The 25,943-nt window shown below is 66.8% G+C and carries 20 protein-coding genes and 1 tRNA gene; 6 read left to right on the forward strand and 15 right to left on the reverse strand.

All coding sequences use genetic code 11. From position 1 onward, the window contains the following. Positions 1-25: 25 nt before the first annotated feature. The gene (locus E0E39_RS11535) at positions 26-1,822 is read left to right on the forward strand and encodes an ABC transporter ATP-binding protein (RefSeq protein WP_130874872.1); all 1,797 of its coding nucleotides are present in this window, start codon (positions 26-28) and stop codon (positions 1,820-1,822) included. 94 nt (positions 1,823-1,916) lie between these two features. Next, a complete protein-coding gene (locus E0E39_RS11540; protein WP_245988301.1) occupies positions 1,917-2,633 on the forward strand; it encodes an FMN-binding negative transcriptional regulator in 717 nt (238 codons plus the stop codon). Positions 2,634-3,169: 536 nt separating this feature from the next. Here E0E39_RS11540 and E0E39_RS11545 read toward each other — a convergent pair. Beyond that, positions 3,170-5,095, reverse strand: coding sequence for a DUF4132 domain-containing protein (locus E0E39_RS11545; RefSeq protein WP_130874874.1), 1,926 nt, complete (start codon positions 5,093-5,095; stop codon positions 3,170-3,172). A 255-nt stretch (positions 5,096-5,350) separates the two neighbouring features. Between E0E39_RS11545 and E0E39_RS11550 the strand changes: the two genes are divergently transcribed. Then, entirely contained in the window at positions 5,351-7,033 is a 1,683-nt protein-coding gene (locus E0E39_RS11550; protein WP_130874875.1) for a M20/M25/M40 family metallo-hydrolase, read from the forward strand. Positions 7,034-7,183: 150 nt separating this feature from the next. Beyond that, positions 7,184-8,086, forward strand: coding sequence for an aminoglycoside phosphotransferase/kinase family protein (locus E0E39_RS11555; RefSeq protein ID WP_130874876.1), 903 nt, complete (start codon positions 7,184-7,186; stop codon positions 8,084-8,086). A gap of 6 nt (positions 8,087-8,092) precedes the next feature. Here the strand turns inward: E0E39_RS11555 and purL are convergent, their stop codons facing one another. Continuing rightward, on the reverse strand, positions 8,093-10,351 hold the full coding sequence (gene purL, locus E0E39_RS11560; protein ID WP_130874877.1) for a phosphoribosylformylglycinamidine synthase subunit PurL: 2,259 nt from the start codon (positions 10,349-10,351) through the stop codon (positions 8,093-8,095). A gap of 167 nt (positions 10,352-10,518) precedes the next feature. Between purL and E0E39_RS11565 the strand changes: the two genes are divergently transcribed. Beyond that, the gene (locus E0E39_RS11565; RefSeq protein WP_130874878.1) at positions 10,519-11,655 is read left to right on the forward strand and encodes a carbohydrate kinase family protein; all 1,137 of its coding nucleotides are present in this window, start codon (positions 10,519-10,521) and stop codon (positions 11,653-11,655) included. Positions 11,656-11,667: 12 nt separating this feature from the next. Here E0E39_RS11565 and E0E39_RS11570 read toward each other — a convergent pair. The 11 genes from E0E39_RS11570 to mfd all read right to left on the reverse strand — a co-directional run bounded on the left by E0E39_RS11570 (position 11,668) and on the right by mfd (position 23,888). Then, positions 11,668-11,744: transfer RNA gene (locus E0E39_RS11570), tRNA-Leu, on the reverse strand. A 4-nt stretch (positions 11,745-11,748) separates the two neighbouring features. Beyond that, positions 11,749-12,657 (reverse strand): Ppx/GppA phosphatase family protein, encoded by a 909-nt coding sequence (locus E0E39_RS11575; RefSeq protein ID WP_130874879.1) that lies wholly within the window; start codon positions 12,655-12,657, stop codon positions 11,749-11,751. Then, positions 12,654-13,184, reverse strand: coding sequence for a DUF501 domain-containing protein (locus tag E0E39_RS11580; RefSeq protein WP_130874880.1), 531 nt, complete (start codon positions 13,182-13,184; stop codon positions 12,654-12,656). Before E0E39_RS11580 ends, E0E39_RS11575 begins: the two co-directional genes overlap by 4 nt. A 6-nt stretch (positions 13,185-13,190) precedes the next feature. Next, positions 13,191-13,763, reverse strand: coding sequence for an FtsB family cell division protein (locus E0E39_RS11585; RefSeq protein WP_245988302.1), 573 nt, complete (start codon positions 13,761-13,763; stop codon positions 13,191-13,193). A 30-nt stretch (positions 13,764-13,793) separates the two neighbouring features. Further along, positions 13,794-15,071: a phosphopyruvate hydratase gene (gene eno / locus E0E39_RS11590; protein ID WP_130874881.1), complete on the reverse strand. Its 1,278-nt coding sequence runs from the start codon at positions 15,069-15,071 to the stop codon at positions 13,794-13,796. Between the two features lie 115 nt (positions 15,072-15,186). Then, complete coding sequence (locus E0E39_RS11595) at positions 15,187-15,474, reverse strand: hypothetical protein (RefSeq protein WP_207302483.1); 288 nt, start codon at positions 15,472-15,474, stop codon at positions 15,187-15,189. Continuing rightward, positions 15,464-17,035, reverse strand: coding sequence for a TROVE domain-containing protein (locus E0E39_RS11600; RefSeq protein WP_130874882.1), 1,572 nt, complete (start codon positions 17,033-17,035; stop codon positions 15,464-15,466). Before E0E39_RS11600 ends, E0E39_RS11595 begins: the two co-directional genes overlap by 11 nt. 468 nt (positions 17,036-17,503) lie before the next feature. Then, entirely contained in the window at positions 17,504-18,136 is a 633-nt protein-coding gene (locus E0E39_RS11605) for a nucleoside triphosphate pyrophosphohydrolase (protein WP_130874883.1), read from the reverse strand. Then, complete coding sequence (locus tag E0E39_RS11610) at positions 18,136-18,615, reverse strand: hypothetical protein (RefSeq protein WP_130874884.1); 480 nt, start codon at positions 18,613-18,615, stop codon at positions 18,136-18,138. The genes E0E39_RS11605 and E0E39_RS11610 overlap by 1 nt, the downstream gene beginning before the upstream one ends. A gap of 140 nt (positions 18,616-18,755) precedes the next feature. Further along, a complete protein-coding gene (locus tag E0E39_RS11615; protein ID WP_130874885.1) occupies positions 18,756-20,273 on the reverse strand; it encodes a hypothetical protein in 1,518 nt (505 codons plus the stop codon). 135 nt (positions 20,274-20,408) lie between these two features. Further along, positions 20,409-23,888 (reverse strand): transcription-repair coupling factor, encoded by a 3,480-nt coding sequence (mfd, locus tag E0E39_RS11620; RefSeq protein ID WP_130874886.1) that lies wholly within the window; start codon positions 23,886-23,888, stop codon positions 20,409-20,411. 84 nt (positions 23,889-23,972) lie between these two features. Between mfd and E0E39_RS11625 the strand changes: the two genes are divergently transcribed. Then, a complete protein-coding gene (locus E0E39_RS11625; RefSeq protein WP_130874887.1) occupies positions 23,973-24,191 on the forward strand; it encodes a CopG family transcriptional regulator in 219 nt (72 codons plus the stop codon). A 341-nt stretch (positions 24,192-24,532) separates the two neighbouring features. Here the strand turns inward: E0E39_RS11625 and pth are convergent, their stop codons facing one another. Further along, on the reverse strand, positions 24,533-25,111 hold the full coding sequence (pth, locus tag E0E39_RS11630; protein WP_130874888.1) for an aminoacyl-tRNA hydrolase: 579 nt from the start codon (positions 25,109-25,111) through the stop codon (positions 24,533-24,535). Next, on the reverse strand, positions 25,108-25,401 hold the full coding sequence (locus E0E39_RS11635) for a hypothetical protein (RefSeq protein ID WP_130874889.1): 294 nt from the start codon (positions 25,399-25,401) through the stop codon (positions 25,108-25,110). The genes pth and E0E39_RS11635 overlap by 4 nt, the downstream gene beginning before the upstream one ends. Positions 25,402-25,943: the final 542 nt, after the last annotated feature.

The raw sequence follows: 25,943 nt of genomic DNA on the forward strand, positions 1-25,943 counted from the left end.
TTGGCAGAGCCCTTACAGTACATGGGTGCGCAACATGGGCAGGATCCTCGTGGCGGCCAGACGGTTGTGGCCGCTGTACCTCGGTGTCGTCGTCGGTGCCGTCGCGATCTCGGCGACGACACTGCTGATTCCCTTCATCATCGCCCACGCCACCGACACCGTGATCTCGGTGGTGCAGGGCACCGGCGGATCGGTGGGCGACCTGATCTGGTTGGCGGTGTGGTTGCTGATCGCCAGTCTCGCGAACTCGGTGCTGACCAACGTCACCGGCTACTGGGGCGACGTGATGGCCGCCCGGCTCCGGGTGATCCTCTCGCAGCGCTACTACGACAAGCTGCTGCGGCTTCCCCAGCGCTACTACGACAACGAGCTGACCGGCACCATCATCTCCCGGCTCAACCGGTCGATCACGTCCATCACCGACTTCCTCAAGACCTTCGCCAACTCGTTCTTCCCGCTGCTGCTGACCATTGGCGCGGTGCTGGTCATATCCAGCATCTACTCGCCCTGGCTGGCGGTGCTGCTGATCGTGATCTACCCGGCCTTCGTGTGGCTGACGACCCTCACATCGAGGCGCTGGCAGATCTGGGAGAAGGCGAAGAACGAGGCCTACGACGTCGCGGGAGGCAGGTTCGCGGAGGTCATCGGCCAGATGCGGGTGGTCAAGTCGTTCCTGTCCGAACGCCACGAATTCGACCGGTTCTCGAAGCTGTACGACAGCACCGTCACCACCACCCGGGAGCAGTCGCGGTTCTGGCACTCCATGGACACCATCCGCCGCGCCGTGTTGGACGTCGTGTTCTTCGCGATCTTCGTCATCATCTTCATCCAGACCGCACAGGGCGCCTACGGCATCGGGGCGATGGTGCTGCTGATCCAGCTGGTGAACATGGCCCGCGAACCGGTGGCGTCGATGAGTTGGCTGGTCGACACCAGCCAGCGCGCCGTCACGGGCAGCAGCGAGTACTTCGCGGTGATGGACGAGCCGGACGAACCCAACAACGCCCTCGAGGCATCGCCCGACGTCACCATCGCACGCAGCGTCGCGGGCCCGGTGATCGAGTTCGACCACGTCAACTTCAGCTACGGCGACACCTCGGAACCCGTTCTGACCGACATCACCCTGGCCATCGGGCGCGGGGAACGCATCGCCTTCGTCGGGGAATCCGGGGGCGGCAAGACGACGCTGGTCAACCTGATCCTGAAGCTCTACCCCGCCACCTCGGGGCAGGTCCGGGTCCACGGGCAGCCGGTCAACGGGATCCCCGTCACCGCGCTGCGCCGTGAGATCGGGGTGGTCTTCCAGGACGCCTCGCTGTTCAGCGGCACGATCCGCGACAACATGGCCTACGGCACCGCGGCCACCGACGAGGAGCTCGCCACCGCGGCCCGGCGCGCCAACGCCGCCGGGTTCATCGGCAAACTCACCGACGGTTTCGACACCGAGATCGGGGAACGCGGGATCAAACTCTCAGGTGGGCAGAAGCAGCGCATCTCCGTCGCCCGGGCCCTGCTGAAGGACGCACCCATCCTCATCCTCGACGAGGCCACCAGCGCACTGGACACCAAGGCCGAGCGCGCCGTCCAGGCCGGCCTGGACGAGCTGATGGAGGGCCGCACGACGTTGATCATCGCGCACCGGTTGTCGACGATCTCGACGGTGGACCGGATCGTCACGCTGCGCGACGGGCGCATCGACGAGATCGGTTCGCCCGCCGAACTGGCCGCATCCGGGGGCATCTACGCCGAGCTGCTGGCCCTCCAGGGTTCGACCCGCAAGGCCGACAAGGCGAAACTGCTGCGCTACGACATCACCCATTGACCCCTGCCCTGCTGGCGCGGCCCGGGCGAGGGCTCACCGAGCGGGACGAGCCGGGCACGCCCTCCGCGACAGGGCCTAAGCTCGGGTTGTGTACGTGGCGAAACATTTCGAGATTCCCGGCGACTACCTGGCAGAGCTGCTCGGCCGGGTGCGGGCCGGCAACTTCGTGACGGTCCACGAATCGGGTCCGCAGGCGACCTTCGTCCCGTTCCACCTGGAGACACGCGAGACCGGCCAGGTGCTCGTGACGCACCTGATGCGCAACAACCCGCAGGCCGTCGAACCCGTCACGGGCCCGGCGCTGGTGATCATCGACATCGACGACGCCTACGTCTCCCCGGCCTGGTACGCCACCAACAAGGACCTCCCCAACGTCCCCACCTGGGACTACATCACCATTCACGTCACCGGCGGGGTCCGTTTCACCACCGACCCCGGCGCCGCCCTCGAAGCGGCCCGCGAACTCACCTCCCGGATGGAACCACCCGAGGTGCTGGAGGCCGTCGGCGAGGAGAAACTACGAAAAATGGCGCGGGCGATCGTCAGGGCCGAGGTGGTGGTGGAGAGGATCCAGGGCAAGGCGAAGGCCAGCCAGAACCGCCACCCCGACGACGTCAGCAGCCTCCTTGCCCACCTGGAACGCGAGGGCGAGACGGAGCTTGTGAGGTACCTGAGGGAGGTCGCACTCCCCCACGCCACCGAACGTTTCGGCATGATCCACGACCTGCGGGCGACCCGGCGACTACCCACCAGCACCACCGGATGGAAGGCGCCACGGGCGGAGGAATCCCCTTCCCCCGAGATTGGATGAGCCGCCCCAAAACCCCTACAGCAGCTGGTTGGGGCGACCCGCGGGCGTCTCACTTCCTGAAGCCGGTTGAATCGACGCGTGAGCGCCAGCGAACGGCTGACTCGAAACCACCCCACACCCAGCAACCCAGAACCCGACCCCAGTCCCCAACCACGCGCAAGAGGTTTCGACACGGGCCGCTCCTTCGTCGCAGCCCGGCTCAACCAACTTCAGACAGGGCAAAGCTGGTTGAGCCAGCACGTGAGCGCCAGCGAACGGCTGAGTCGAAACCACCCGGCAGCCGAAAAGCCGACTTGATCACAAGTCCCCGAAAACACACGCTTCGGAGTGCTACACGTTTCGTGGATCCAACTGAACTTGGACCTGCGGACCAACGCTCCAACCAAACCGAGGTGTTACTTGGATCCCGTTCCGCCGGGCCCTAGCAAAGACGCCGGGGCGGCACGCAGTATCGCGTGATCCATCGCTTCCCAGGCGTCCCGGAGGTAGCGATGTGTCTTCTTCGTGTCTTCTTCGGGTTCTCCAGGACGGGGTTTCTAGCTTTTGGAACTCCAGGGAAGCCCGGCCAGGTCCCGGATGGCCTCGCTGAGTTCGACCGGATCCATCCCGGAACGTTCACCGGTGATCCCGACCATCTGCAAACGCACCGGATCGGCTGGCGGCTCACCGCCACGGGACCAGAAAGCAGTGCTGATGCGTAGATCCAGGTAACCGCCCTTCAGCTCCCGACGGAATCCATCCACGCTTTCCCTGTCGTCGTAGTGGGCTTTCCAGCCGCGCACCTCGAGCCCGCGCAGGGCCTCACCCCGGACGTGATTCCCGGAGAACTCCGGAACCTCCGCGTAGGTGTGCCGACCAATCTGTTCCACCAGCGGGGTCATGTGGTAATCGATGAAAAGGGACACCCACTCGTCCGACATCTCCAGGGGATGCGCCAGACCGATGACCGCCCCCGCCGGCAGGACGACCGGTTTCTCACGGACATCGAGCAGGCCCAAATCATCGCCGACACGGAACAGCACTGCTCGTTCATCAACATCGCGGGCGGCCCAGATCAGGTCCTGCGCCACCAACCGCATCACGGGATGCTCCAGATAGATGACGCGGAACTCGTCCTGGCTCCAACACCGACGGGTACTCATCGCGACTTCCAACCTGGCTTCCTGGGAACGAATCACGGCAGCGAGTTGTTTCTTGAACTCCCGGAATTTCATGACGGCTTCCCCGGCCGCCACGGGGTCGTCCTTGACACCCGGTCTGGGTAGAGTCCTCATGGGTTTCCCATCAGCCGTCGATACCAAGGGGGTCAGTTCGAGATTCAACCGCACCTCGAACTGACGCGGACCGAAATCGAGCCACAAACGACCGTTCTCGTCGAGACCCAGGTCCGGTATGGCCTGTTCGGCCAGCTGCTCCACACCGATTCCCCGTTCCCCTGCCAGCCGTTCCAGAACGGTTCGGGCCCGCCCTCCCAGTTCACCACTCCGAGGATGTTCGGCTATCTCCACCAAACCCAGGATCGCACTCCTGCTTCGCATCCTGGCCAGGACCTCCATTCCCTCGAGTGCACGACCCCAACGGGAACGTTGCCACGATTGCTTGACGAGGACGGTCACCAGACGGGCGTTGACCTCCCCGCCCATGCTCTGCCGGGCCAGAACCCACTCGCATCCCCTGGCCTCACAGGCCCGCCACTGCCACATCAGATCCGCCAAAAAGGCAGCGAGACTGGCCCGGGTGAAACACCTGGCAGTGTTCCCGTGCTCGTCAACCATCAGGTTTCTCACCACTTCCCCGACCTGCTCGACGGGAACGACCCGTCCGGTGTCGGCCAGTACCAGACGCGGTGCCCGGATCGGATTGAACCATTTCGGGATGCCCGGTGAATCGTCATCCGCGCAGATGGGCAGCTCGATTCCTGCCGCATCAACACCCGGTCCCGGGGCCAGCAACCAGTCGACGCGGGCGTCAGCGTTGCGGAGCGCCTCGACGCAGCCGGGATACCGCCAGGCAAGGATCTGGAACAGGTCCGCGGCACGCTGCCCACGCCGGGGATTCAATCCCAGAAGGGATTCGAGGGAATCCAGCGGCCAGCGCGAAGCGCTGGTGAGGAACATCATGTAGGCCTGAGGGTTGTCGAGATGCCTCAACAGTGCGTCCCGGGATGCGCGGCTGCCGAGGCTCGTGATCAACCGGGCAGCTGCCGACGATCTCGTTCGATGGGTGAACTCCGATTCGAGCTGGGGCAGTGCTCCGTCGCCGTGCCAGGCCACGAGACACGCCAGGGCGGCACCACGGCTCGGAGCCGCATCCAGCAGCGACTGGTCGAGTTCTCGGGGTGCATTGGTGCGGCGGAACGAGACCCCGAGCCGTTTCTCCACCTTCGGGACCCCGGAGAGCATCCGGGTCACCCCGGGCACGGGAATCGGGGTACCGTCGGGTCGGGCATCGAGTCTGGCCATACCAGCAAGAATAGGAATGACCGCCGACAGAGCCGGGTCAAGAGGTTCCTGACGCCTTCCACGACAATTGTCGCCATGGAACGTAGGCTCGGTATCACGGGCCACGGGACCCGGAATACCGAGGGACGGTATGGCTGACGCATCGGGAAATCCCTGTGGGGCCACCCCGACAGTGATGAGGCCAGCCAGCTGGCTTCCCGCTCCCCCGGCACCACCAATAGCGTCGGGACATCACGTTTCCTTGAAAGGTAATTCATGTCCCGACGTCTCCTCACGTGGTTCCCGGCACTGGCGGCGGCGCTCGCCGTCATAGCAGCGGTCTCGTTGTTTCTCATGCCGGCCCCGAAACCGGTCGACTCCGATCCGGCGGGCTTCTCCGCGGATCGTGCCAAGCAACTGATCGACACCTTCGCCGACGAACCCCACAGCGTCCTGCACACCGAGGCGCACGCCAGGGCCCGGGACGAGATCGTCGCCATGTTCCGGGATCTCGGCTACCAGCCGGAGATCCATTCCGACCCGATGCCGTTGCCCGAGGAGGGAATCCTCCACCAGTACAGCCAGGACAGCATCGATGCCCTGTCACGGCTCAGCACGGAGAACATCGTGGTCAGGATTCCGGGCAGATCCGACGGCACCATGATGCTCACCGCCCACTACGACTCCGCCGCCACCTTCACGAAGAACGCGAACGGCACCCTTGACCTGGAACCCGGGGTGTCCTCCGGGGCCGCGGACGACGGCTACGGGGTCGCGACCATCCTCGAGACCTTGCGGGCGATCAAGGCGGACGGCAGGGCCCCGGAACGCAGTCTCCTGGTCGTCATCACCGACGCCGAGGAACTCTATCTGCTGGGGGCCATGAACGAGATGCTCCACCACCGCACCGACTACGACAACGTCGACCTGATCGTCAACATCGAGGCACGTGGCACCAGCGGCCCGGCGGTCATGTTCGAGACCAGCGACACGAACGCTGCGGTCACGGAGTTCTTCCTGAAAACCACACCACGTCACTTCGCCACCTCCTTGATGCCCGCCGTCTACCGGATGATGCCGAATGGCACCGACCTGTCGATCTACCTGAAAGAGGGCTTCACGGGTCTCAATTTCGCATCCATCGGGAATTCCGAGAATTACCACACCGCCAGTGATTCGCCCGCGTACTCGGATCTGACCTCGCTGCAACACTACGGGGATCAGGTCCTGGGACTGACCCGTGCCTGGAGCTTCGACCAGGACACCCCGCAACTCACCGATGGTCAGGACCGGGTTTTCTTCCCCGTCTTCAGCGGGTTCACCGTCCACTACCCGGCGACGGCTGGCGTAATTCTCGGCGTGGTGGCGATCGCACTGGCGGCCGCCGCAACGGTTCGGCAGGCCAGAAAGGTGCGATGGTCCCGGGTGGCCGGCACCGTCTGGGGTTTGGCATGGCGCGTCGCCGTCTCCGCCGGAGCCGCCTTCCTGGTCCAGTTCGGCGCAAACAGCTTCGGACTGTTCACTTCCTTTGAGGGCAACACGTGGGTCTATCGAACCGTGCTGTACCTGGTGCCGACGCTGCTGGCCACTGCGTTGATCACGCGTTTCCTGCTCAAGCGGCGACGCGGCGGCCTCAGTCGAGAGGCCTCGATGGCGACGTTGCTGATGTTCGCCGTCTCCTCTGTGCTGTTCATGATCCTGTTGCCCGGGGCCGCCTATCCGTTCGTACTGACCACGGTCGCCCTTGCCCTGACCGGCCTGGTACCGGCATCCCTCAGGCCCATCGCAGCGGCGATGGCATGTTTCGCGGTCGCGGTGCTGTTCACCCCGATCTCCTGGATGGTGGCGGAGGCCCTGACGGCAAGCTTCGTGGCGGTCCCGATCGTTCTCACCGCCTCTGCCGTCGCACCGCTGGTCCTGAACCTCCTGCCGCCCTCGGCCACACCCGCACACGCATGAGAACACCCTCTGGCCGGGTTTCCCAACACAACGGGAGACCCGGCCGGGCGCCCCGGGTTTGTTGCCAGAACCATCTGGACATCGGCAGAATCGATACGGGGAGAGCCCCTGATGGCCTCCATGGGATACGAACACCGAACAGGAACAGTGATGACTTGGCGCGACGAGGCCCGGCAATGGCTGCGCAGGTTGTTCGCCACTTCCCGACGCTTCGAGGTCGAGGTGGTCCGGGAGCGAAGCTGGGGATCGGTCTGGACGGTCACCACAGACGCGGGTCGCCACTGGCTCAAGGCTGCTCACCCCGCGTTACAAGGCGAAGCAGCGTTGCGGCGGGTGTTGGAGCGCTACGCCGGTAAGCATGTGGTACCAATGACAGCGGTCCATCCCGGGACCGGTTGGATCGTCACCAAGGATCAGGGGGCGACGTTGGCCGCAGGGGAAAAGACGAAGAATTCCCGGCACCTTGCGGAACTGGCCGTCACTGCGGGACGGATTCAGCAAGCGGTACCCGTCGAGGAACTGGCGGCACTGTCCTTGGCGCTGCACCGGCCTGAGGACGCCGTCACCAATCTCGATCATGTCCTGGCCTGGTTCGCCCGCCTGCCCGCAGATCACCCGACCCATATCGACACCGCAACCCGCATGGAGGCGCTGCATGCGATGGAAGTTCAGGTGCGTCGCTGGTCGTCGGTGGATCCGGGCCTGGGCCTTGCCATCGACCACAATGACCTCCATCTCGGTAACGCCTTCCCCGGTCCGGTGATCTCCGACTGGGGCGACGCGGTCATCAGCCATCCGTTCTGCACGATGCGGACGGTCTCCCTCATCGCAACGAGTACCGGTGCAGATACTCGGTTCATCGAGGACTCCTACCTGAGGTTGTGGGGAACCCCGACGGATCTGCGGGAAGCACTCCACGTGGCGACCCGACTCGCCGTGTGTCAGCGTCTGCGGATGTGGTGCCTGTTCGACGATCCTGACCTGGTGGCCGAGTACGGCTCCTACATCACCGCGCTGATCCACGAGATCGGCAGACAGCCCACCATTCCTTGAAATGAATCAGTTCCGCATGGCCTCCGGGATCGGTCGCGACCAGATGTCGTGGAGCTCCGCCAGCGGGATGTTCAGCAGACCCACGACATTGGCGTCCAGTTGCTCGATGACCTCACCGAGTCTGGTCAGCGGCACGAGGTTCTCCCGACACAGCGATTCCACCCGCTCCACCGACGACTCCGGCATGGTCACCAGCGCCCGGGCGGCGGATTCGCTGAACAGCTGAACCGTCGGATCCTCGCCCGGCAGCGTGATGGTGAACCCGAAACCGCCCTGCAACGCGGACTCCACCAGGCTCACCGCGAGACCACCCTCGCTGACGTCGTGGGCGGAACGCATGAGACGCTCCACGGCCGCGTCGCGGATCACCCTGGCCAACCCGGCCTCGGCCCGCAGGTCGACGCGCGGCGGCACACCCCCCAGGTGCCCGTCGTGGACGGCATCCGCCCAGATCGAACCCGACAGCTCCTCCCGGGCCGAACCCAGCAGCCAGATCCCGTCACCGGCCTTCGCGAAACCCGAGCGCAGTCGTTTCGTGACGTCGTCGATCACGCCCAGCACACCGACGGTCGGGGTGGGCAGGATCGGGGTTCCACCGGTCTGGTTGTACAGGGAGACGTTGCCACCCGTGACCGGGATGCCGAGTTCCTTGCAGGCGTCCACCAGTCCGAGGATTGCCTCGACGAAACTCCACATCACCTCTGGATCCTCAGGGGAACCGAAGTTCAGGCAGTCGGTGACCGCCACCGGTTCCGCCCCCGTCACCGCGACGTTGCGGTACGCCTCGGTCAGCGACTGCTGCGCCCCGACGTACGGATTGAGGTAGGTGAAACGCGAGTTCGCGTCGAGCGCCAGCGCGATGCCCAATCCCGTTTCCTCGTCGATCCGCAGCATCCCTGCGTCCTGGGGCTGGGCAAGGACGGAGTTGCCGCGTACGTAACGGTCGTACTGGTTGGTGACCCACGATTTGTCGGCGATGTTGCCGTGCGCCATCACTTTCAACCACGCGGCGCGCACCCCCTCGGGAGAGTTGTCGCGCGGCAGGTTCTCCGCGACATCCGCGTTGACCCGGTCCAGCCACTCCGGACGCCGGTAGGAGCGATGATAGGTGGGGCCCTCGTGGGCGACGGTTCCGGGGTCCACGTCGACGATGCAGTGACCGTGCCAGTGGATGATGAGCCGTTCGCCGTCGGTGACCTCGCCGACGACCGTGGCCGTCACGTCCCACTTCCGGCAGATCTCCATGAAACGTTCCACGTTCCTGGGTTCCACCACCGCCATCATGCGTTCCTGCGACTCGCTCATCAGGATCTCCTCGGGAGCGAGGTTCGGGTCACGCAACGGCACGAGGTCGAGGTTGATGGACATGCCGCTGTTGCCGGCGGAGGCCAGCTCCGATGTGGCGCAGGAGATTCCCGCCGCCCCGAAGTCCTGGATTCCGACGATGACACCGGCCTTGAACAATTCGAGGGTGCACTCGATGAGGAGCTTCTCCATGAACGGGTCGCCGACCTGCACGCTGGGGCGTTTCGCAGGACCGGTCTCGTCGAAGGTCTCGGAGGCGAGAATGGATGCCCCACCGATGCCGTCCCCGCCGGTGGCGGCACCGAAGAGGATCACCTTGTTTCCCACCCCGGAGGCGTGGGCCCGGTGCAGGTCCTCGTGCCGCAGCACCCCGACGCACAGCGCGTTGACGAGGGGATTGCCGAGGTAGGTCCTGTGGAACTGCACCTCGCCGCCGATGTTCGGCAACCCCAGGCAGTTGCCGTAGCCGCCGACCCCCGCGACGACACCGGGCAGGACACGGCGGGTGTCGGCCTCGTCGAGCGGTCCGAAACGCAGCGAATCCATCACGCCGATGGGCCGGGCCCCCATCGCGAGGATGTCGCGGACGATGCCTCCGACACCGGTGGCCGCACCCTGGTAGGGCTCGACGAAGCTCGGATGGTTGTGGGACTCCGCCTTGAACGTGACGGCGTAGCCCTGCCCGATGTCGACGACACCGGCGTTCTCGCCGATGCCCGCCAGGAGCGGGCCGCGCGGGGTGTCCTGGCTGAGTTCGCCGAACTTCTTCAGGTGCACCTTCGAGGACTTGTAGGAGCAGTGCTCCGACCACATCACCGAGTACATCGCCAGCTCGGCGCTGGTGGGGCGGCGGCCGAGGATCTCCCTGATACGTGCGTACTCGTCGTCCTTCACGCCGAGCGCCGCGTACGGCTGCTCCAGGTCGGGGGTTTCCAATGCATGAGCCACGGTGTCTGCCACGGGATCAAATCTATCTGTTGAAACCTCGATTTCGAGGGATGCCCCAGCCGCGGTCCCCAAGATGATCGATCGGCGTTGACCGGCGACTCGACTGCCCCGGTCCGCTGCCCTATGGTTGTGCCGGACGCCGCCTCGAAGTCGAGCCGCCGGAAGGAGCCATCCAGGACATGACCCAGCCAACCCATTCCGAGGAGTTCTGCGAACGCTGCTGGAGCTTCGATCCGCTGGCGGCCACCCGCGGCGACGACGACCCGCCGCTCGACGTCATCACCTCGGGAACCATCTTCTTCGACATCATCTTCGCGGGGCTGCCGCGCATTCCCGAACCGGGCGAGGAATTGTGGAGCACGGGGCTCGGTTCCTGCCCGGGGGGCATCGCGAACCTGGCGACGGCGCTGGCCCGGCTCGGGTTGCGCACGGGCCTGGTCGCGGGTTTCGGTGACGACGCCTACGCGGACTGGATCTGGGAGACCCTCCTGGAGCAGGAGCACATCAACCTGACCACCTCGCCCCGCTACGACGACTTCCACACATCGCTGACGGTGGCCGTCACCGTCGAGGGGGATCGAGCGATGGTCACCCACGGCCACGAATTGCCGGAGTCGTTGTCCTCCCACATCCTCGAAGCACCGGCGTCGCGCACCGCGGTGGTCGATCTCGGCGGTGAGACCGACTGGTGGGACGAGTTGAGGTCCCGCGGCACCGTCCTGTTCGCCGACATCGGTTTCGACACCTCCGGTCGCTGGGATCCGGCGGACCTACGGCCGCTGCGGCACTGCCGGGCCTTCACCCCCAACGCCGTGGAGGCCATGGCCTACACCCGGACGGACTCCCCCAACCTGGCGGTGCGCAAACTCGCCGAACGCGTTCCCCTCGCCGTGGTGACCGACGGGATCGGCGGGACATACGCCATCGACCAGGACACGGGTGAGGAGGAGTGGTGCCCCGCTGTGACGGCGTCGGTCACCGACGCGACGGGAGCCGGGGACGTGTTCGCCTCCGGCCTGGTGCTGGGGTGTCTGGCGGGCTGGCCGCTGGAGCAGCGCCTGAAGTTCGCCTCCCTGACGGCCTCCCTGGCGGTGCAGCAGTTCGGTGGTTCCCTGGCGGCCCCCGGGTGGGGTGACATCGCGGACTGGTGGCGCTGCCTGCGACGCAGGGCCACCGGCGGGGATTTGAAAGCCGCGCACATCAGCCGCGACTACGGTTTCCTCGAAGACCTCATCCCTCGCCACCAGGTGCACAGCGTCCGGCGCGCGGAGGCGACCTTCGCCAGCCACTCGGACCTGCCCGACAAACGGAAATGACGCGGGCACCACTGGCACCCCCGACGGGACTCGAACCCGCACTGGAGCGGGTTTAAGCCGCTTGCCTCTGCCGATTGGGCTACGGGGGCTGGGTCAGGCCAGCAACTCCAAGGCTATTGCGTCGAGGATGTCCGTTTCGCTGATACGAATTTTTTCCTCCGGAATCCGGGAGATCGTCTCGTCGAGGATCAAAGCCCCCGCCCCGATCACTCCGGCACGAAGCGGTTGCATGCAGGGTTCCTGCTCTATGAGACCCACCGGGGTGGTCAACCAGTGCTCCGTCACCGCGTCGACATCGCCGCGCCCCACCACCAGGCCGTGCACCGCCTCGCGGGAGTAGCTCTCCAAACCGAGCACCCGGGCACCGACGCTGGTGACGGTGCCCGCCACCCCGACCGCGTCGGCAACGGCTGCGAAGTCGATTCCGGAACCGTCCAACAGGTCATCGACGAACTCCCGGGCGTTTGTCCGTTCCCCCGGGGTCGGGGGATCGGTGTGCAGGAAACGCTCCCGGAGCCGCACCGCACCGACGTTGAGGGAGACCGAGTGCAGGATCGTCCCCGCAGCATCCACGAGCACCAGTTCCGTGGATCCGCCGCCGATGTCGACGACCAGGGTCGGCGAGGCCACATCCAAAGCGCAGAGCGCACCCACGCTCGACAGCCGCGCCTCCTCCCGGCCCGTGATCACGTCCACGTCCACGCCCAGTCGTTCGCGCACCCCGTCGACGAGCAGCTGCCGGTTGGAGACGTCGCGCGCCGCGGAGGTCGCGACGAAACGCACTTTCTCCGCCCCGTGGTGACGAATGATCCGGGCGAACTCCTCACACACCGCGAAGGTCCGGACCAGCGCCTCGGGATGGAACTCACCGGTGGCGTCGACCCCCTGCCCGAGCCGCGCCAGCCGTACCTCACGTGCCAGCTCGACGGGGGCTGCGCGGCTGCCCGAGAGCACGAGCAGGCGAATGGAGTTGGTCCCGCAGTCGATGGCGGCCACCCTCATGCCGGCTCCTCGCAGCAGTTCTCGCCGATCCGTTCCCGGACCAGGGCCAGGGCCTCGTCGCCGAGGGGGTTCACCCCCGGGCCCACGGCCAGCGCGTGCCCCACGAGCACGTGGAGGCATTTCACCCGGGTCGGCATGCCGCCAGCCGAGATGCCCTCGATCTCCGGCACGACGCCGAGGGCGGCGCGGTCGGTGAGATAGGCCTCGTGGGCGGCCCGGTACCGTGCAGCGAGGTCGTCGTCCTCGCGGAGTCGCCGAGTCATCTCCGCCATCAGCCCGGAGGCCTCCAGAGACGAGCAGGCCGCGACGTAGCGCGGATTGGTCAGGTAGTAGACGGTCGGGAAGGGGGTGCCGTTGTCGAGCCTGGGAAGGGTTGTGATGACCCCGGGCCGTCCGCAGGGGCAGCGCCACGCCACCGCGGCCACCCCCCGCGGGGTCCGCCCCAGCTGCGCCTCGATCACCTCGAGGTCAGCGGCGGTGGGGACTTCCCCCGCCGGTCTGGGAGCCTGTCCGATCTCGGTGTTCAAAGATCTTCACTTCTCCTCTGCGGGGGCGTCGGCGACCCCGACGGTTCCCCACATCTGCTGCCACCACATCCCGGTGCTGGGTTTGCTGGGGGCCAGGACGGTGGAGTCGCCACCGATGGGTTTGCCGTCGGCCCCGATCACCCGATATCCGGTCTCCCCCGGCACCACCCAGCCGAGCCTGGTCCTGGCCTCAGCCTTCACGAAGGCGGGGTCCTTCCACCGCGCCAACTGGTTGTCGAGGGCGGTGATCTCCTGTTTGCTCTGGGCGATCTGCTGCTGCAACGTGGCCATTTCCTTCGCCTGGGCGAAGTAGACGCGCAGGCTCTGGGCGAGCGTGACCACCAGGGCGGCCATCACGACACCCAGGATCAGCAACCGCCACGTCATCCCGAGCGCACGTTCGGAGGAGGACGGGCGGGGATGCTCCTCGGTGGCCCGGGCCACCGTCTCCGCATCCAGGGGACGGGTGCGGGGACGTCCGCTGGAAATCCGCTCACCCGGACGGGCAGCGGTCCGGGACCGTGGCGAACCACGTCCCGGACCGCTGCCCGCGGGCTTGTTCCTGGGATTACTGGGCATACGACCAGTGTGACCGATTCGTGGTGCGCATCAGCCCTTGAAACGCGGGAACGCGGAGCGGCCGGCGTAGACGGCGGCGTCGTCCAGGTTCTGCTCGATGCGCATCAGCTGGTTGTACTTCGCGACGCGGTCGGTGCGGGCCGGGGCGCCGGACTTGATCTGCCCGCAGCCGAGGGCGACGGCGAGATCGGCGATGGTGACGTCCTCGGTCTCACCGGAGCGGTGCGACATCATGGTGCGGTAGCCGGCGCGATGGGCCAGCTCGACCGCGTCGATGGTCTCCGACAACGAACCGATCTGGTTGACCTTGACCAGCAGGGCGTTGGCGACACCGGAGTCGATGCCGCGGCCGAGTCGTTCGACGTTGGTGACGAACAGGTCGTCACCGACCAGCTGCACCTTGTCGCCGAGGCGTTCGGTCATGGCCTTCCAGCCGTCCCAGTCCTCCTCGTTCAGCGGATCCTCGATGGAGACCAGCGGATAGGCATCCACCAGCTCGGTGTAGTACTCGATCATCTCCTCCGAGGTCTTCTTCGCACCCTCGAAGGTGTAGACCCCGTCCTCGTAGAACTCGGAGGCGGCGACGTCGAGGGCCAGGGCGACCTGCTTGCCGGGTTCGTAGCCGGCCTTCCTGATGGCCTCGACGATCAGGTCGAGGGCCTCGCGGTTGGAGTCGAGGTTCGGGGCGAAACCACCCTCGTCACCCAGGCCGGTGGACAGGCCGCGGTCCTTCAGCACCTTCTTGAGGGCGTGGTAGACACCGGCGCCCATCTCGACGGCCTCGGTGAACGACTCGGCGCCGATGGGGGCGATCATGAACTCCTGGATGTCCACGTTGGAGTCGGCGTGCGAGCCACCGTTCAGGATGTTCATCATGGGGACGGGCAGGATGTGGGCGTTGGGGCCGCCGACGTACTGGTACAGCGGGAGCTCCGCCTCCTCCGCGGCGGCGTGGGCGACGGCCAGGGAGACACCGAGAATGGCGTTGGCACCGAGCTTTGCCTTGTTCGGGGTTCCATCGAGCTCGATCATGGCGAGATCGATGGCACGCTGCTCGTTGGCCTCGAAACCGAGGACCTCCTCGCTGATGACGTCGAGAACGTTCTTGACGGCCGTCAGGACGCCCTTGCCGCCGAAACGTTCGCCGCCGTCACGCAGTTCGACGGCCTCGAAGGCACCCGTGGAGGCACCGGAGGGGACGATGGCGCGGCCGGCCGCTCCGGAGTCGAGAGCCACCTCGACCTCGACGGTGGGGTTGCCGCGGGAGTCGAGGACTTCGCGGGCGTCGATGAACTCAATGATTGCCATGGGGATTGCCCTTCCTTGAACTGAAACCATAGGGTGTCCTTCCCCGCCCAGCCTATCCAACGCCCGAACGGGGGTCACCCCCCAAATCGCCATTCGCGGGCGTTTGGACACCCGGTCAACGGCGTTTGGACACCTGGGCAACGAGTTCGCGGCTGCACCCGATCACTTTTGCCAGGGCCCCGTAGGACCAGCGTTCGGCGTCCTCGTCGCGCAGCTGCCGGATCAGGCGGTCCCGCTCGGCCCTCAGCCGGGATGCGCGGCGTTCCGCCTCCGCCGCCTGCTCATGGAGTTCCCGGGCGCGAGCCGCCGTGAGGTCGGACACCCCTCGCGAACGCTGCGTGGCGCCGTCCCGGGCACTGGTTCGTTCCGGAACGACGCCACGCAGAGGATCATCAGAGCCCACGCGAGAACTCCGAGATGAGGTTCGGGACGCTCAGGTCGAAGCCTGCGACATCCAGCATGCCGGGATCACCCGGATCGGCGATGCTGAACCTGCTCGCGTCCATGCCCACCACGATGAGCTTCGCATCGATGCCCATCGTGTCCCGGTACCGGGACAGGGCCTGGTGCGGGTGGATCTTCCCGTACCAGGTCTCGTTGTCGGTGTAGATGATGAAGGTGTCCACCTCCACCTTCTGCTTGAGTGCATGGAGCATTGGCTGCGCACAGTCCGTCGAGCCGAAGGGCAGACCGTCGATGCGACGCAGCACATCGTCGAGACGCTGCCTGGGTGAGATGTCCAGCGGCACGAAACGGTCCTGGAAGGCCATCACCGAGACCTGCGGTTCGGTGGCCAGCTGCACGAGGCAGAGTGCCGCCGAGGCCTCCCGCGGGGTGAGCGGGGTGCCCGCAAGACCTCCCAGGGCCATCGACCCTGAGACGTCGAGCCCCACGAGGGTTCGCTTCCCCGCCGGCGTGACCGCCCCGAAAGCTGCGTGGAAGGCCGCATCGAGGGCATCGGTCACCTTGGCGGTGGGCTCCCACGTCGAGCCGCCCCGGAAGGAACGACCAGCCGCGTAGGTGCGGGCCGCCGCCAGCACAGTGACGGGGTGCACCCGGGCCCGGCGCAGCCGCTCCGGATCGGCGAGCTGCGCACACACCTCGTCGGTGCGTCCCCCGAGCCCCGGCAGCAAACCGAGGCGGGTGAGTCGCGGCAGCTGCCTCAGCAGCGCGGTCTGCGGGATACCGACATCCAGAAGCGCTTCCCAGACCTCAGCCTTGGTCACGGCCTCGTCGGGAAGCATCTCCCAGGTGAGGCGGTACTGACGGATCAGCTCCACCCACCTCGCAACGTCACGGGTCGCCTGGGCGGCCATGAAACCGTGGATGAGCTGCGGGGTGTGCTCGTCGACGCCGGAACGCACGATCCACTCGAAGGTGGAACGCAGCTCCGGCACCACCGTCGCAGGATGGGACAGTCGCAGCAGATCACGGTGGCTCCAGCCCTCACGTTGCCGGTACTTAACCGCCTGGTGGGCCAAGGCGTCGGCGCCCCTGTCGAGGTACCAGGACCCGACGGCGCGCCGGAGCCCGCGTCCCCAGCCACGGAACTGACCGACGTACCCCGCGAAGGTGAACAGGTGCATTCCCGTGCGGGCGACGCGCGGCAGGGCCGCCAGGGCCAGCGGCGACGACTCTGCCACGGAGGTCGCGTAGGCCAGGGCGAACAGGGCCGGTCCCTGCTTGGGCGCGACGCCTCCTTCGGAGACCTCGACGATGGTCTCGACGAGGCCCGTCGGGTCACTGGAAGCCATTCGGGTGAGGACCTTCACGTTGTCGAGCGCGAGCTCACGCGGAGCGACGTAGTAGGTGCCACCATCGACCCCCAAGGTCAGGAAGCGACGCAGGCGCGCCCGATCATCGAGCCGGAAGGTGTATCCGCCCGCCGAATTGGGGACCTGGCGTGCGTCGGCCGGTTCACTCTGCCGTGCGACTCGGGTACTGATGGCACGAAGGGGGTCCATGACCTCGCCTCCTTTCTGGTTGTCGTGGTGACCATGGGTTCCTGGGCCCGGGCGGGCATGAGGTGGGCACCGGCTGGGCTTACGCCCGGCGCTCTCGACCGCTGAGCTACCCCCGGAGGGAGCGGGATTCGAACCCGCGACTCCTCATGGATAGTGATACCTGATGCTCTTCGGGCCGCCCGGGCCAGAAAGTCAGTACGCGAGGGCCGCCCGGACGTGTGTTGACATCCGGGTGCATCATCGTTCGGATGACTACCGAACGTCGGCCCGCGGAAGGCGAACCGAGGGGACTTGAACCCCGAGCAGACCGCGCTGGTCCGCATTACCACTTTGATAACCGAGCATCTCCGGCCCGGGCGGTCCTCGCGCTGTGGAGTTGTGTTCTCGCGGGCCTCTCGGCCCATCAACTGTGTAACACAGTACACACTTTGCGGCCAAGGCACAACCCAGGATTCGGTGACCCCGGGATCACTGCGCCCCCGCGGCCTCCTCGGCGCGGCGGATGCGTTCCTCCAGGCCTCGCAGGGCCTCCCTGACGGCCGCGTCCGCATCGATCCCGCTCGCCTGGGCGCGGGCGACGAGGCACTGGATCTGTTCCCCGACCTCCTCTGTGGTGACGGGTTCGTCGGGAAGCTCGACCGGCACCTCGTGCACCCTGGCGCGCGCGATCACCTTCTGGGTGCGTGCCAGGGAGCTCATGGACCGGGCGATCCCGTCCAGCGACGAGGTTCGTCCCTTCTCCTGACGTTTGCGACGTTCCCAGACACCGCGGAGGTTCTCGGGCACCTCACCGTCACCGAAGACGTGGGGGTGGCGGCGGATCAGTTTGTCCGCGATGCCGTTGGCGACGTCGTCGAGGGTGAAACGTCCCTCGTCCTCCGCGATCCGGGCGTGGAAGTACACCTGGAGCAGCAGGTCGCCGAGTTCCTCGCGCAGGTCGTCGTCCGTGCCGTCCTCCACCGCGTCGACCACCTCACAGGTTTCCTCGACGAGATGGGTCAGCAGCGAGGCGTGTGTTTGTTCGCGGTCCCAGGGGCATTCGACACGCAGTCGCGCCATCACCTCGTTCAGACGGATCAGCTGCTCGCCGGTCCCGGGCATCAGCTCTTCGCCTCGACCGAGATCGATCCGCCCATCGGATCGAAACCCTGCTCCGGATCCCATGCCCCGTAGCGGGGGTTGATCTCCACGGCGGGGATGGATGCCTTCACGCTTCCCGGGTCCAGAACCTTTTTGCCGATCTGCACCCTGAACCCGTCCTTGAACGGCTTCTCGCACGGGGTTCCCGCCAACGAGGCCACCCCGGGATCGCCTTTCATCGCTTGGAGCGCCGCCTCGTCGAGGGATTGTCCGAGACGCCGGGCGGCGCCCTCGAAGATCTTTCCGAAAACCATGAGGGACAGGACCTTCGACCGATTGGGTTTGAGCCCTGCCGCCCTGCAGGAGTCCACGATCTCGGTGAGCTCCGCATCCGAGATGACCCGTTCCCCCACGATCGCCGCGGTCGACGGGCCGTGCGCGCATCCGGCGAGGGCGGCGAGCGCCAGAAGCGGAACGGCGAGGCGGGCGACGAGTTTCATGGGCGGTCCTCCTGGAGACGGTTTCGCCCCGAAGCATACCCGCGGGCGGCTGGTTGGCGTCAGCGCGTCGCGGTGGGACGAAACCGCCCCGACGGACGTATCCGTCGGGGCGGTCGGGATCTCAGGAGAAGACCCTCGGCTCAGGAGAACGTGATGTCGACCGTCTCCGCCTCAGGGGCCACCACGTCCTTCTTCTCACGGCGGCTGCCCTCCGACAATTTCGCGCTCATGTAGTTGTACTCAAGGGTGCCCTTGGGCTGATAGGTGACCTGGAAGTCGGTGGCGTCCTGCGGGATCTTGAGCACCACGCGATCGGTGTATCCGGTGTCGACCATTTCAAGGGCTGACCCGCCAGAGGTCACCTTCCAGCTACCGGGCCAGTCCAGCGTGGTGGTGGCAATCGTACTGGGGTCGAATTTGGAATTCTCCACGGAGAGCACGAGCCACGCCTGACCGGCGGGAGCCCAGCCGAGCGTGGACTCGAAGGGGGTCCGGTAGGCGGCAGTCAAACGACCGTCGTAATTGATGTTGATGGCAGTGAGATCGGTGCTTCCCGCCTTTTCCGCCGAGGACACGGCCTCGAACTTCTTGGGACCCCAGTTCGTGGAGACGTCCACCTTCGTCTTGCCCCCCTGGTACAGGATCTGGGAGTGGTCGACCTGGGTCGCTCCACCCTCCAGCGACACCTTCTCGGCCTGCCCGTCGGTGGTCGCCACCAGCTGCGCACCGTCGAGGGAGGCCGTGGAGACCACCAGCAGGTACTGACCCGCTTTTACCTCGCCGCACTTGACGTGCGGGCACTTGAGGCCCGAGACCTCGTCGTTCGAACTCGAGCCCGTTCCCCGATCGGCGAGCCCATCGGCACCACGCACGTTGAGCTGGGTCTGTCCGATCTCCACGCCCAGGGCCGCCGTGGCATTCTTGGGTTTCTGCACATTCGAGCTGGAGTCAGCGGACCGGTACTCCGGAGCCATGTCCTCCGGATTGGCGAGATCCACCTTCCACGCACCAAGACTCTGCCCCTCGGCGGGCCGACGCATACCAGACCCTCCGGCAGGGACCTGACCACCATTGAGGATCTGCAACACGTCGCCCGGGATGCCCTCGAGCTCCGCTTTCGCGGTGACCGTGAGGGTGCCTGCCGGTTCCTTCAGCACGGCGGGGGTTTCCAGGTCCGTGAGCTCGAGCGAGGGAACGGAGTCAAGGGAGACCAGGACCGCGAACTCCTTCTGGTCGGTTCGGGGCCCAAGGGGAGCCGCTAGCTTCTCCGGGTCGCCGGGTGAGGCGTTGTCGGGGCGGAACAGCTTGCCCTGGGGGTCTCCCTGCTCCTTCACGGTCGCATCCGAGAGCACGACGCCCTTGGATGAGTTGGAGGCCTGGAACGACATGGACGTCCAGGATCCCGTCTCCCCGTACCGTTTCGCAGGACCGCAGTAGACCATCCCCGTGATCTCACCGGTGCCGCTGCCCTCCTCGAAGAAACACTTGGCGTCATCCGCAACAGTGACGACGTCGGGGCCCAGCTTCGCGGTGTCCTCCTTGAAGGTGGCTTCCGTGGCTTCCAGGAACTCCTTGGCGTTGGTAATGTCCGCGCCGTTGGCCTTGGGGGTTGTCGTCCCGCAGCCCGTCAGGCCGACCGCCAAGGCGATCGCAACCACACCGAGTCGGCTGTTCGTTTGACTTTCTTCACTATTCCTCCGTCCATCGGTACCCTCGGGCGACCGGAAGATTTATTTGTCAAACGAAGACTAGCGACCCGTTCTGCGACGCCCACGGGCACCCCCGGTCGATCCTCAGCCGATCACCCTGTCCAGCAGCGACATCGCCCAGGCGATCGCGTCGCCGTCGGGTTTGGGCACCAGCAACTGCGATGTCGCCTGCTTGTACACCGCCCCCGGGTAGAGGCGTTGCAGCCGCACCTTGCGCGACTCGGGGAGGTTCACCGGTTCGATCCGGACGTTCTTGCCCTGCGCGACGATGTCGACCACGCCCAGTTCCCGGGCGCGGTTGCGCAGCACCGCGACCCCGAGGAGCTGTTCGACGGGTGGGGGCGGTTCACCATAACGATCGGCCAGTTCGGAACGCACCGCCTCGACGTCGCCGGCCGACCGGATCTCCGCGATCTGCTTGTACATCTCCAGCCGAAGCCGCTCGGAGGGAACGTACTCGTCGGGCAGGTGGGCGTCGACGGGAAGTTCGATGCGAAGCGCCGGTTCCGGGGTGGTGTCCTCGCCGCGGTACTGGGCGACGGCCTCCCCCACCAGCCGCAGGTACATGTCGAAACCGACGTCGGCGATGTGCCCGGACTGTTCCCCTCCCAGGAGGTTCCCGGCGCCGCGCAGCTCCAGGTCGCGCATGGCGATCGACATGCCCGCCCCCAGGTCGGTGTGGGAGGCCATCGTCGTGAGGCGTTCGTGGGCGGTCTGGGTGAGGGTTTTGTCCGCGGGGTACAGGAAGTAGGCGTAGCCGCGTTCCGAGGAGCGCCCCACCCGGCCCCTGAGCTGGTGCAGCTGCGAGAGCCCGAGCACGTCGGCGCGGTCGATGATGAGGGTGTTGGCGGTCTGGATGTTCAGGCCCGCCTCGACGATGGTGGTGCACACCAGCACGTCGGCTCGGCGCTCCCAGAAGTCAAGCATCACCTGCTCCAGTCTCGCCTCCCCCATCTGGCCGTGGGCGGTGGCCACGCGGGCCTCCGGCACCAGGTCGCGCAGCTCGGCAGCCACCTTGTCGATGCTCTCGACGCGGTTGTGGACGAAGAACACCTGCCCCTCCCGCGCCAGTTCGCGCCGGATCGCGGCCCGCACCTGCCCCTTGTCGTAGGGGCCGACGAGGGTGAGCACGGGGTGGCGTTCCTCGGGTGGGGTGGCGATCACGCTCATCTCCCGGATGCCGGTGATCGCGATCTCCAGGGTGCGCGGGATGGGGGTGGCCGACATCGACAGCACGTCGACGTTGACCCGCAGCTCCTTGAGGCGTTCCTTGTGCTCGACGCCGAAACGCTGCTCCTCGTCGATGATCACCAGGCCGAGGTCCTTGAACGCGACCTCCTTCGCCAGCAGCCGGTGGGTGCCGATCACGAGGTCGACGCGGCCGCTGGCGAGACCATCGAGGACCTTCCTCGACTCGGCCTCGCCCTGGAACCGGCTCAGCTGCGCCATGTGGACGGGGAAACCCGCGAACCGGGAGGCGAAGGTCTGGTGGTGCTGGCTGACGAGCAGGGTGGTGGGCACCAGCACCGCCACCTGTTTGCCGTCCTGGATGGCCTTGAAGGCCGCCCTCACGGCGATCTCGGTCTTGCCGAACCCGACATCTCCGCAGATCAGGCGGTCCATGGGGACCACCTTCTCCATGTCGGCCTTGACCTCCTGGATCGCGGCGAGCTGGTCGGGGGTCTCGACGAAACTGAACGCGTCCTCCAGCTCCCGCTGCCAGGGCGTGTCGGGCCCGAAGGCGTGGCCCCTGGTGGCCTGCCGGGCGGCGTAGAGCTTGATGAGTTCGGCGGAGATCTCCTTGACGGCCCTGCGTGCCCTGGATTTGCGTTTCGCCCAGTCGGCGCCGCCCATCTTGTCCAGGGCGGGAGTTTCGGAGCCGACGTAGCGGGTCAGCTGGTCGAGCTGGTCCATCGGCACGAAAAGCCGGTCACCGGGCTGGCCGCGTTTGCTGGCGGCGTACTCGATGACGAGGTAGTCGCGGACGGAACCCTGGACGGTGCGCTGCACCAGTTCCACGAAACGCCCGACCCCGTGGACCTCGTGGACGATCGGGTCGCCGGCCTTGAGCTTGAGGGGTTGGATGGTGTTGCGACGGCGCGACGGCAGTTTCCGCTGGCCGCGTTCCGAGCTCTGCTGGCCCGACAGTTCGGCGGCGGTCAGCAGCTCCAGTTTCGCCGGTTCCGATCGCCAGCCGCGCCGGAAGGACCCGACGATCACGTGCGCGGTCCCGGCCTCGGGTTCGACCTCGAGTCCGGAGACCCGCGCGGTGATGCCGTGTTCGGCCAGCAGCTCGGTCATGCGATTGGCCAGGCCCCTGCCCTCCACACCGATCAGGAGCCGCCAGCCGTCGCGGAGCCGGGCCCGGATGTGGGCGACGGCGGCGTCCACGTCGCCGCGGAAGTCGTCGACGGGGGTGATCCCGAGCCGCCGGGAGTGCACGGAACCGGCGTCGAGGTTGGCGTCGGGGGCCTCCTCCAGGGTGAACGGGCTGAGGCTCCACCACTTGTGTCCCAGCGCCATGGTGTGTTCCCGGACCTCACCGAGGGCCCGGTAGGAGGACGCGCCCAGGTCGATGGGCGAGGTGCCCCCGCTGGCCGCCGCCGCCCAGCTGGCACTCAGGAACTCCTCGCTGGTGGCGACCAGCTCGACGGCGCGGGCGCGCACCAGCTCGGGCGCGGCCACCAACACCAGGGAGCGCTCCGGAAGAACGTCGGTCAGCAGTTCCAGGCCGTCGACCAGGACGGGGATGAGGGCCTCCATGCCCTCGACGGCGTGCCCCTCGGCCAGGCGGGAGAGCATGTCGGACAGCTGCGGGTGCTGGAGCTGGAGGTCCTCGGCACGGCGGCGGACGGCGTCGGTGAGCAGCAGCTCCCGGCAGGGTTCGGCCGTGACCCGTTCCAGTTGTTCGCCGGTGGAGCGCTGGTCGGCCACCGAGAAGGGCCGGATCTCGGTCACCTCGTCGCCGAAGAAGTCGATGCGCACGGGTTGTTCGGCGGTGGGCGGGAAGACGTCGACGATGCCGCCGCGCACCGCGAACTCGCCGCGGCGTTCCACCAGGTCGACGCGGTTGTAGGCGGCGTCCACCAGCGATTTCAGCAGGTCGGTGAGGTCGCGTTCCCGGCCGGCCTCGACGGTGACGGGGCGCATCGCAGCGAGACCCTTGACCTGCGGCTGGAGGAGGGCCCGCACGGGCGCGACCACGACCCGCGGCGGCGCGTCGGAGACGAGCCACCGTAGCACCGCCAGGCGCCTGCCGACGGTGTCGGCGCGGGGCGAGAGGCGTTCGTGGGGCAGGGTTTCCCAGGCCGGATAGTAGGCGACGGCGTCCTCCCCGAGCAGCCCGGAGGTCTCGGCCGCGATGGCCTCGGCCTCCCGGAAGGTGGAGGTGACCAGCAGAATCGTGCGCCCGGACTCGGATGCGAGCATCGCCGTCGCGGTGGCGAAGAAGGACGTTGCGCAGGTGATGTCGCGCGCCTCGGCGCCCACCACCTGGGAGTCGCGCAGGGTGGCCCGGACGGCCGGGTCTGCCTCGAGGGCGGGAAGAAGTCCGGGAAATCTCACCGGGTCATCTTGTCACGAATGCCCCGAAATCCTGGTCTCCCATTGATGCGATGCGCCACCGCATCATGATGTTACCTTCGAGGCATGAGGACGACCGTTACCATTGCCGATGACGTCCGTGCCGAGATCGAGAGGATGCGCGCCGAGCAGGGTATCGGTCCGAGCGAAGCGCTGAACACCTTGGCCCGCAGGGGCATGATGCGCTCTCCCGCGTCTCCCATCACCCTCCCGGCCCCGGTCGCGATGGGGGCTCGCTTCGACATCACCAACATCGGCGAGGTTCTGGAGATTCTCGATTCGTAGGAGCCCGGGTCGTGATCGTCGACGCCAATGTGCTCCACGCCACCGGTGAGGAAACGTCCCGGCAGTTCCGCCCGGTTTCCTGGGGTGGAGGGGGTGAATCCCATCAGAACGTGACGGCGCCCGGCGGTTCCGCGTCCTTGAGGCTTATTCACAGGATGCTGGTTGAGCCAGCTCGTGAGCGCCAGCGAACAGCTGTATCGAAACCACCCGGCGGCCGAGAAGCACACTCGGACCCCGAGTGTCCTCAGACACCCACGGGGTGGTTTCGACTCGGACTGCTCCTTCGTCGCGGTCCGGCCCAACCAGCTTCGGAGAGACCATGAACAAGCCTCCTTTGCGTCTCAGTTGTTGAAGCGGTTCTGCGCCGCCACGAGACCCTCCGTCACCAGGGTCTCGACCGCGTCGGCCGCGACCGCGGCATCGAGCCGCATGGCGTCCAGGTCTACGGGACGCATCCGGGAGAGCACGTAGTCGGCGGCGGGTTGGCGCCCCGGAGGGCGCCCGATCCCCACCCGCACGCGGTGGAAGTCGCCGGTGCCGAGGTGGGCGCGGATGGATTTGAGTCCGTTGTGGCCGTTGTCGCCGCCACCGAGTTTCAGGCGCAGGCGGGTCGGCTCCAGGTCCAGTTCGTCATGGATGACGATCACGCCGACGGGGGGGATCCTGTGGAACCTGGCGACGGCCGCGACCGCGATCCCCGAGTCGTTCATGTAGGTGGTGGGTTTCACCAGCACCAACCGGTGTTCGCCCGGGAGTTGTCCCGTCGCGACCTCGGCCCGTTGCCCACGGGCGATGCCGAACCGCGCCCCGAGGCGGGAGGCCAGGTCGTCGACCGCCCAGAATCCGACGTTGTGCCGGGTCGGGGCGTAGGCCGGGCCCGGGTTCCCGAGCCCGGCCACGAGATGAACCGAGGGGCTCACTCGCCCTTGACCGGCATCAGGTCGACGTGTTCCAGGAAACCGGTGATCGGGTCGCGCTGCACCTGCTTCGGGGCGACGATCACCGGGTCGGCGCCGTCGATGCTGATCTCGAGGACGACCCCGGGTTCACGGAGCAGCAGGAAGGTCTCCTGGCCGGGCAGGGAGATGTGGACGGGTTCGATGCCGGGCCCGTAGATGACGGCGGGGACGCGCTCGGCGCGACGCAGCCTGCGGGCCGCACCCTTGCCGAACTCGGTGCGGGCGGCGGCTTCCAGTTTGTGGGTGGCCATGTCTACCTCCTGAGGTGTGGATCGGGATGCACGCCTGCAGGGGGTGCTAGTCGATAACGGACGTCGGGTCCCTCGCCAGGCAGCGCGCACAGCCTACCCCAGGTTCGGCAGCAATCCGGAACGCGAAAGCCGGACCGGACAGCCAGCTGCTCCCCCGAACCCTGAACGGCGGCCTCCCGGAAACCGGTTGATCCGGACCGCGACGAAGGAGCAGTCCGAGTCGAAACCACCCGGAAGCCAACAAACAGCCCCCACCCCAGCCCCGGACAAGCTCACCATGATTTCGACACGCCCAGCTCGCAGAGCGACTCAACCAGCTTCCACCCCACAAGCCGGTTGAGCCGGGGCGCGAGGAACGAGCGACCCGAGTCGAAACCACAGGAAACCGAAAAGCAGACCCGACCCCAGACTCCGACCACCCGCACCATGATTTCGACACGCCCAGCTCGCAGAGCGAGCAGGCCGGCTCAACCAGCTTCGAGGATGCGCCGCTTCGGGACCGGTCGTTCGCCGGGGCGAAGCGTTTCCGCACGCGTTTCGTA

The organism is [Pseudopropionibacterium] massiliense (genome assembly GCF_900607225.1).
GTDB classification, from domain to species: Bacteria; Actinomycetota; Actinomycetes; order Propionibacteriales; family Propionibacteriaceae; genus Arachnia; species Arachnia massiliensis.

Excerpts from the sequence above, each read along its gene's own strand:
- E0E39_RS11545 (WP_130874874.1), bottom strand. The coding sequence starts at position 5,095 with ATGGCCAGACTCGATGCCCGACCCGACGGTACCCCGATTCCCGTGCCC.
- E0E39_RS11550 (WP_130874875.1), top strand. The coding sequence starts at position 5,351 with ATGTCCCGACGTCTCCTCACGTGGTTCCCGGCACTGGCGGCGGCGCTC.
- E0E39_RS11555 (WP_130874876.1), top strand. The coding sequence starts at position 7,184 with ATGACTTGGCGCGACGAGGCCCGGCAATGGCTGCGCAGGTTGTTCGCC.
- E0E39_RS11565 (WP_130874878.1), top strand. The coding sequence starts at position 10,519 with ATGACCCAGCCAACCCATTCCGAGGAGTTCTGCGAACGCTGCTGGAGC.
- E0E39_RS11575 (WP_130874879.1), bottom strand. The coding sequence starts at position 12,657 with ATGAGGGTGGCCGCCATCGACTGCGGGACCAACTCCATTCGCCTGCTC.
- E0E39_RS11585 (WP_245988302.1), bottom strand. The coding sequence starts at position 13,763 with ATGCCCAGTAATCCCAGGAACAAGCCCGCGGGCAGCGGTCCGGGACGT.
- eno (WP_130874881.1), bottom strand. The coding sequence starts at position 15,071 with ATGGCAATCATTGAGTTCATCGACGCCCGCGAAGTCCTCGACTCCCGC.
- E0E39_RS11600 (WP_130874882.1), bottom strand. The coding sequence starts at position 17,035 with ATGGACCCCCTTCGTGCCATCAGTACCCGAGTCGCACGGCAGAGTGAA.
- E0E39_RS11605 (WP_130874883.1), bottom strand. The coding sequence starts at position 18,136 with ATGCCCGGGACCGGCGAGCAGCTGATCCGTCTGAACGAGGTGATGGCG.
- E0E39_RS11610 (WP_130874884.1), bottom strand. The coding sequence starts at position 18,615 with ATGAAACTCGTCGCCCGCCTCGCCGTTCCGCTTCTGGCGCTCGCCGCC.
- E0E39_RS11625 (WP_130874887.1), top strand. The coding sequence starts at position 23,973 with ATGAGGACGACCGTTACCATTGCCGATGACGTCCGTGCCGAGATCGAG.
- E0E39_RS11635 (WP_130874889.1), bottom strand. The coding sequence starts at position 25,401 with ATGGCCACCCACAAACTGGAAGCCGCCGCCCGCACCGAGTTCGGCAAG.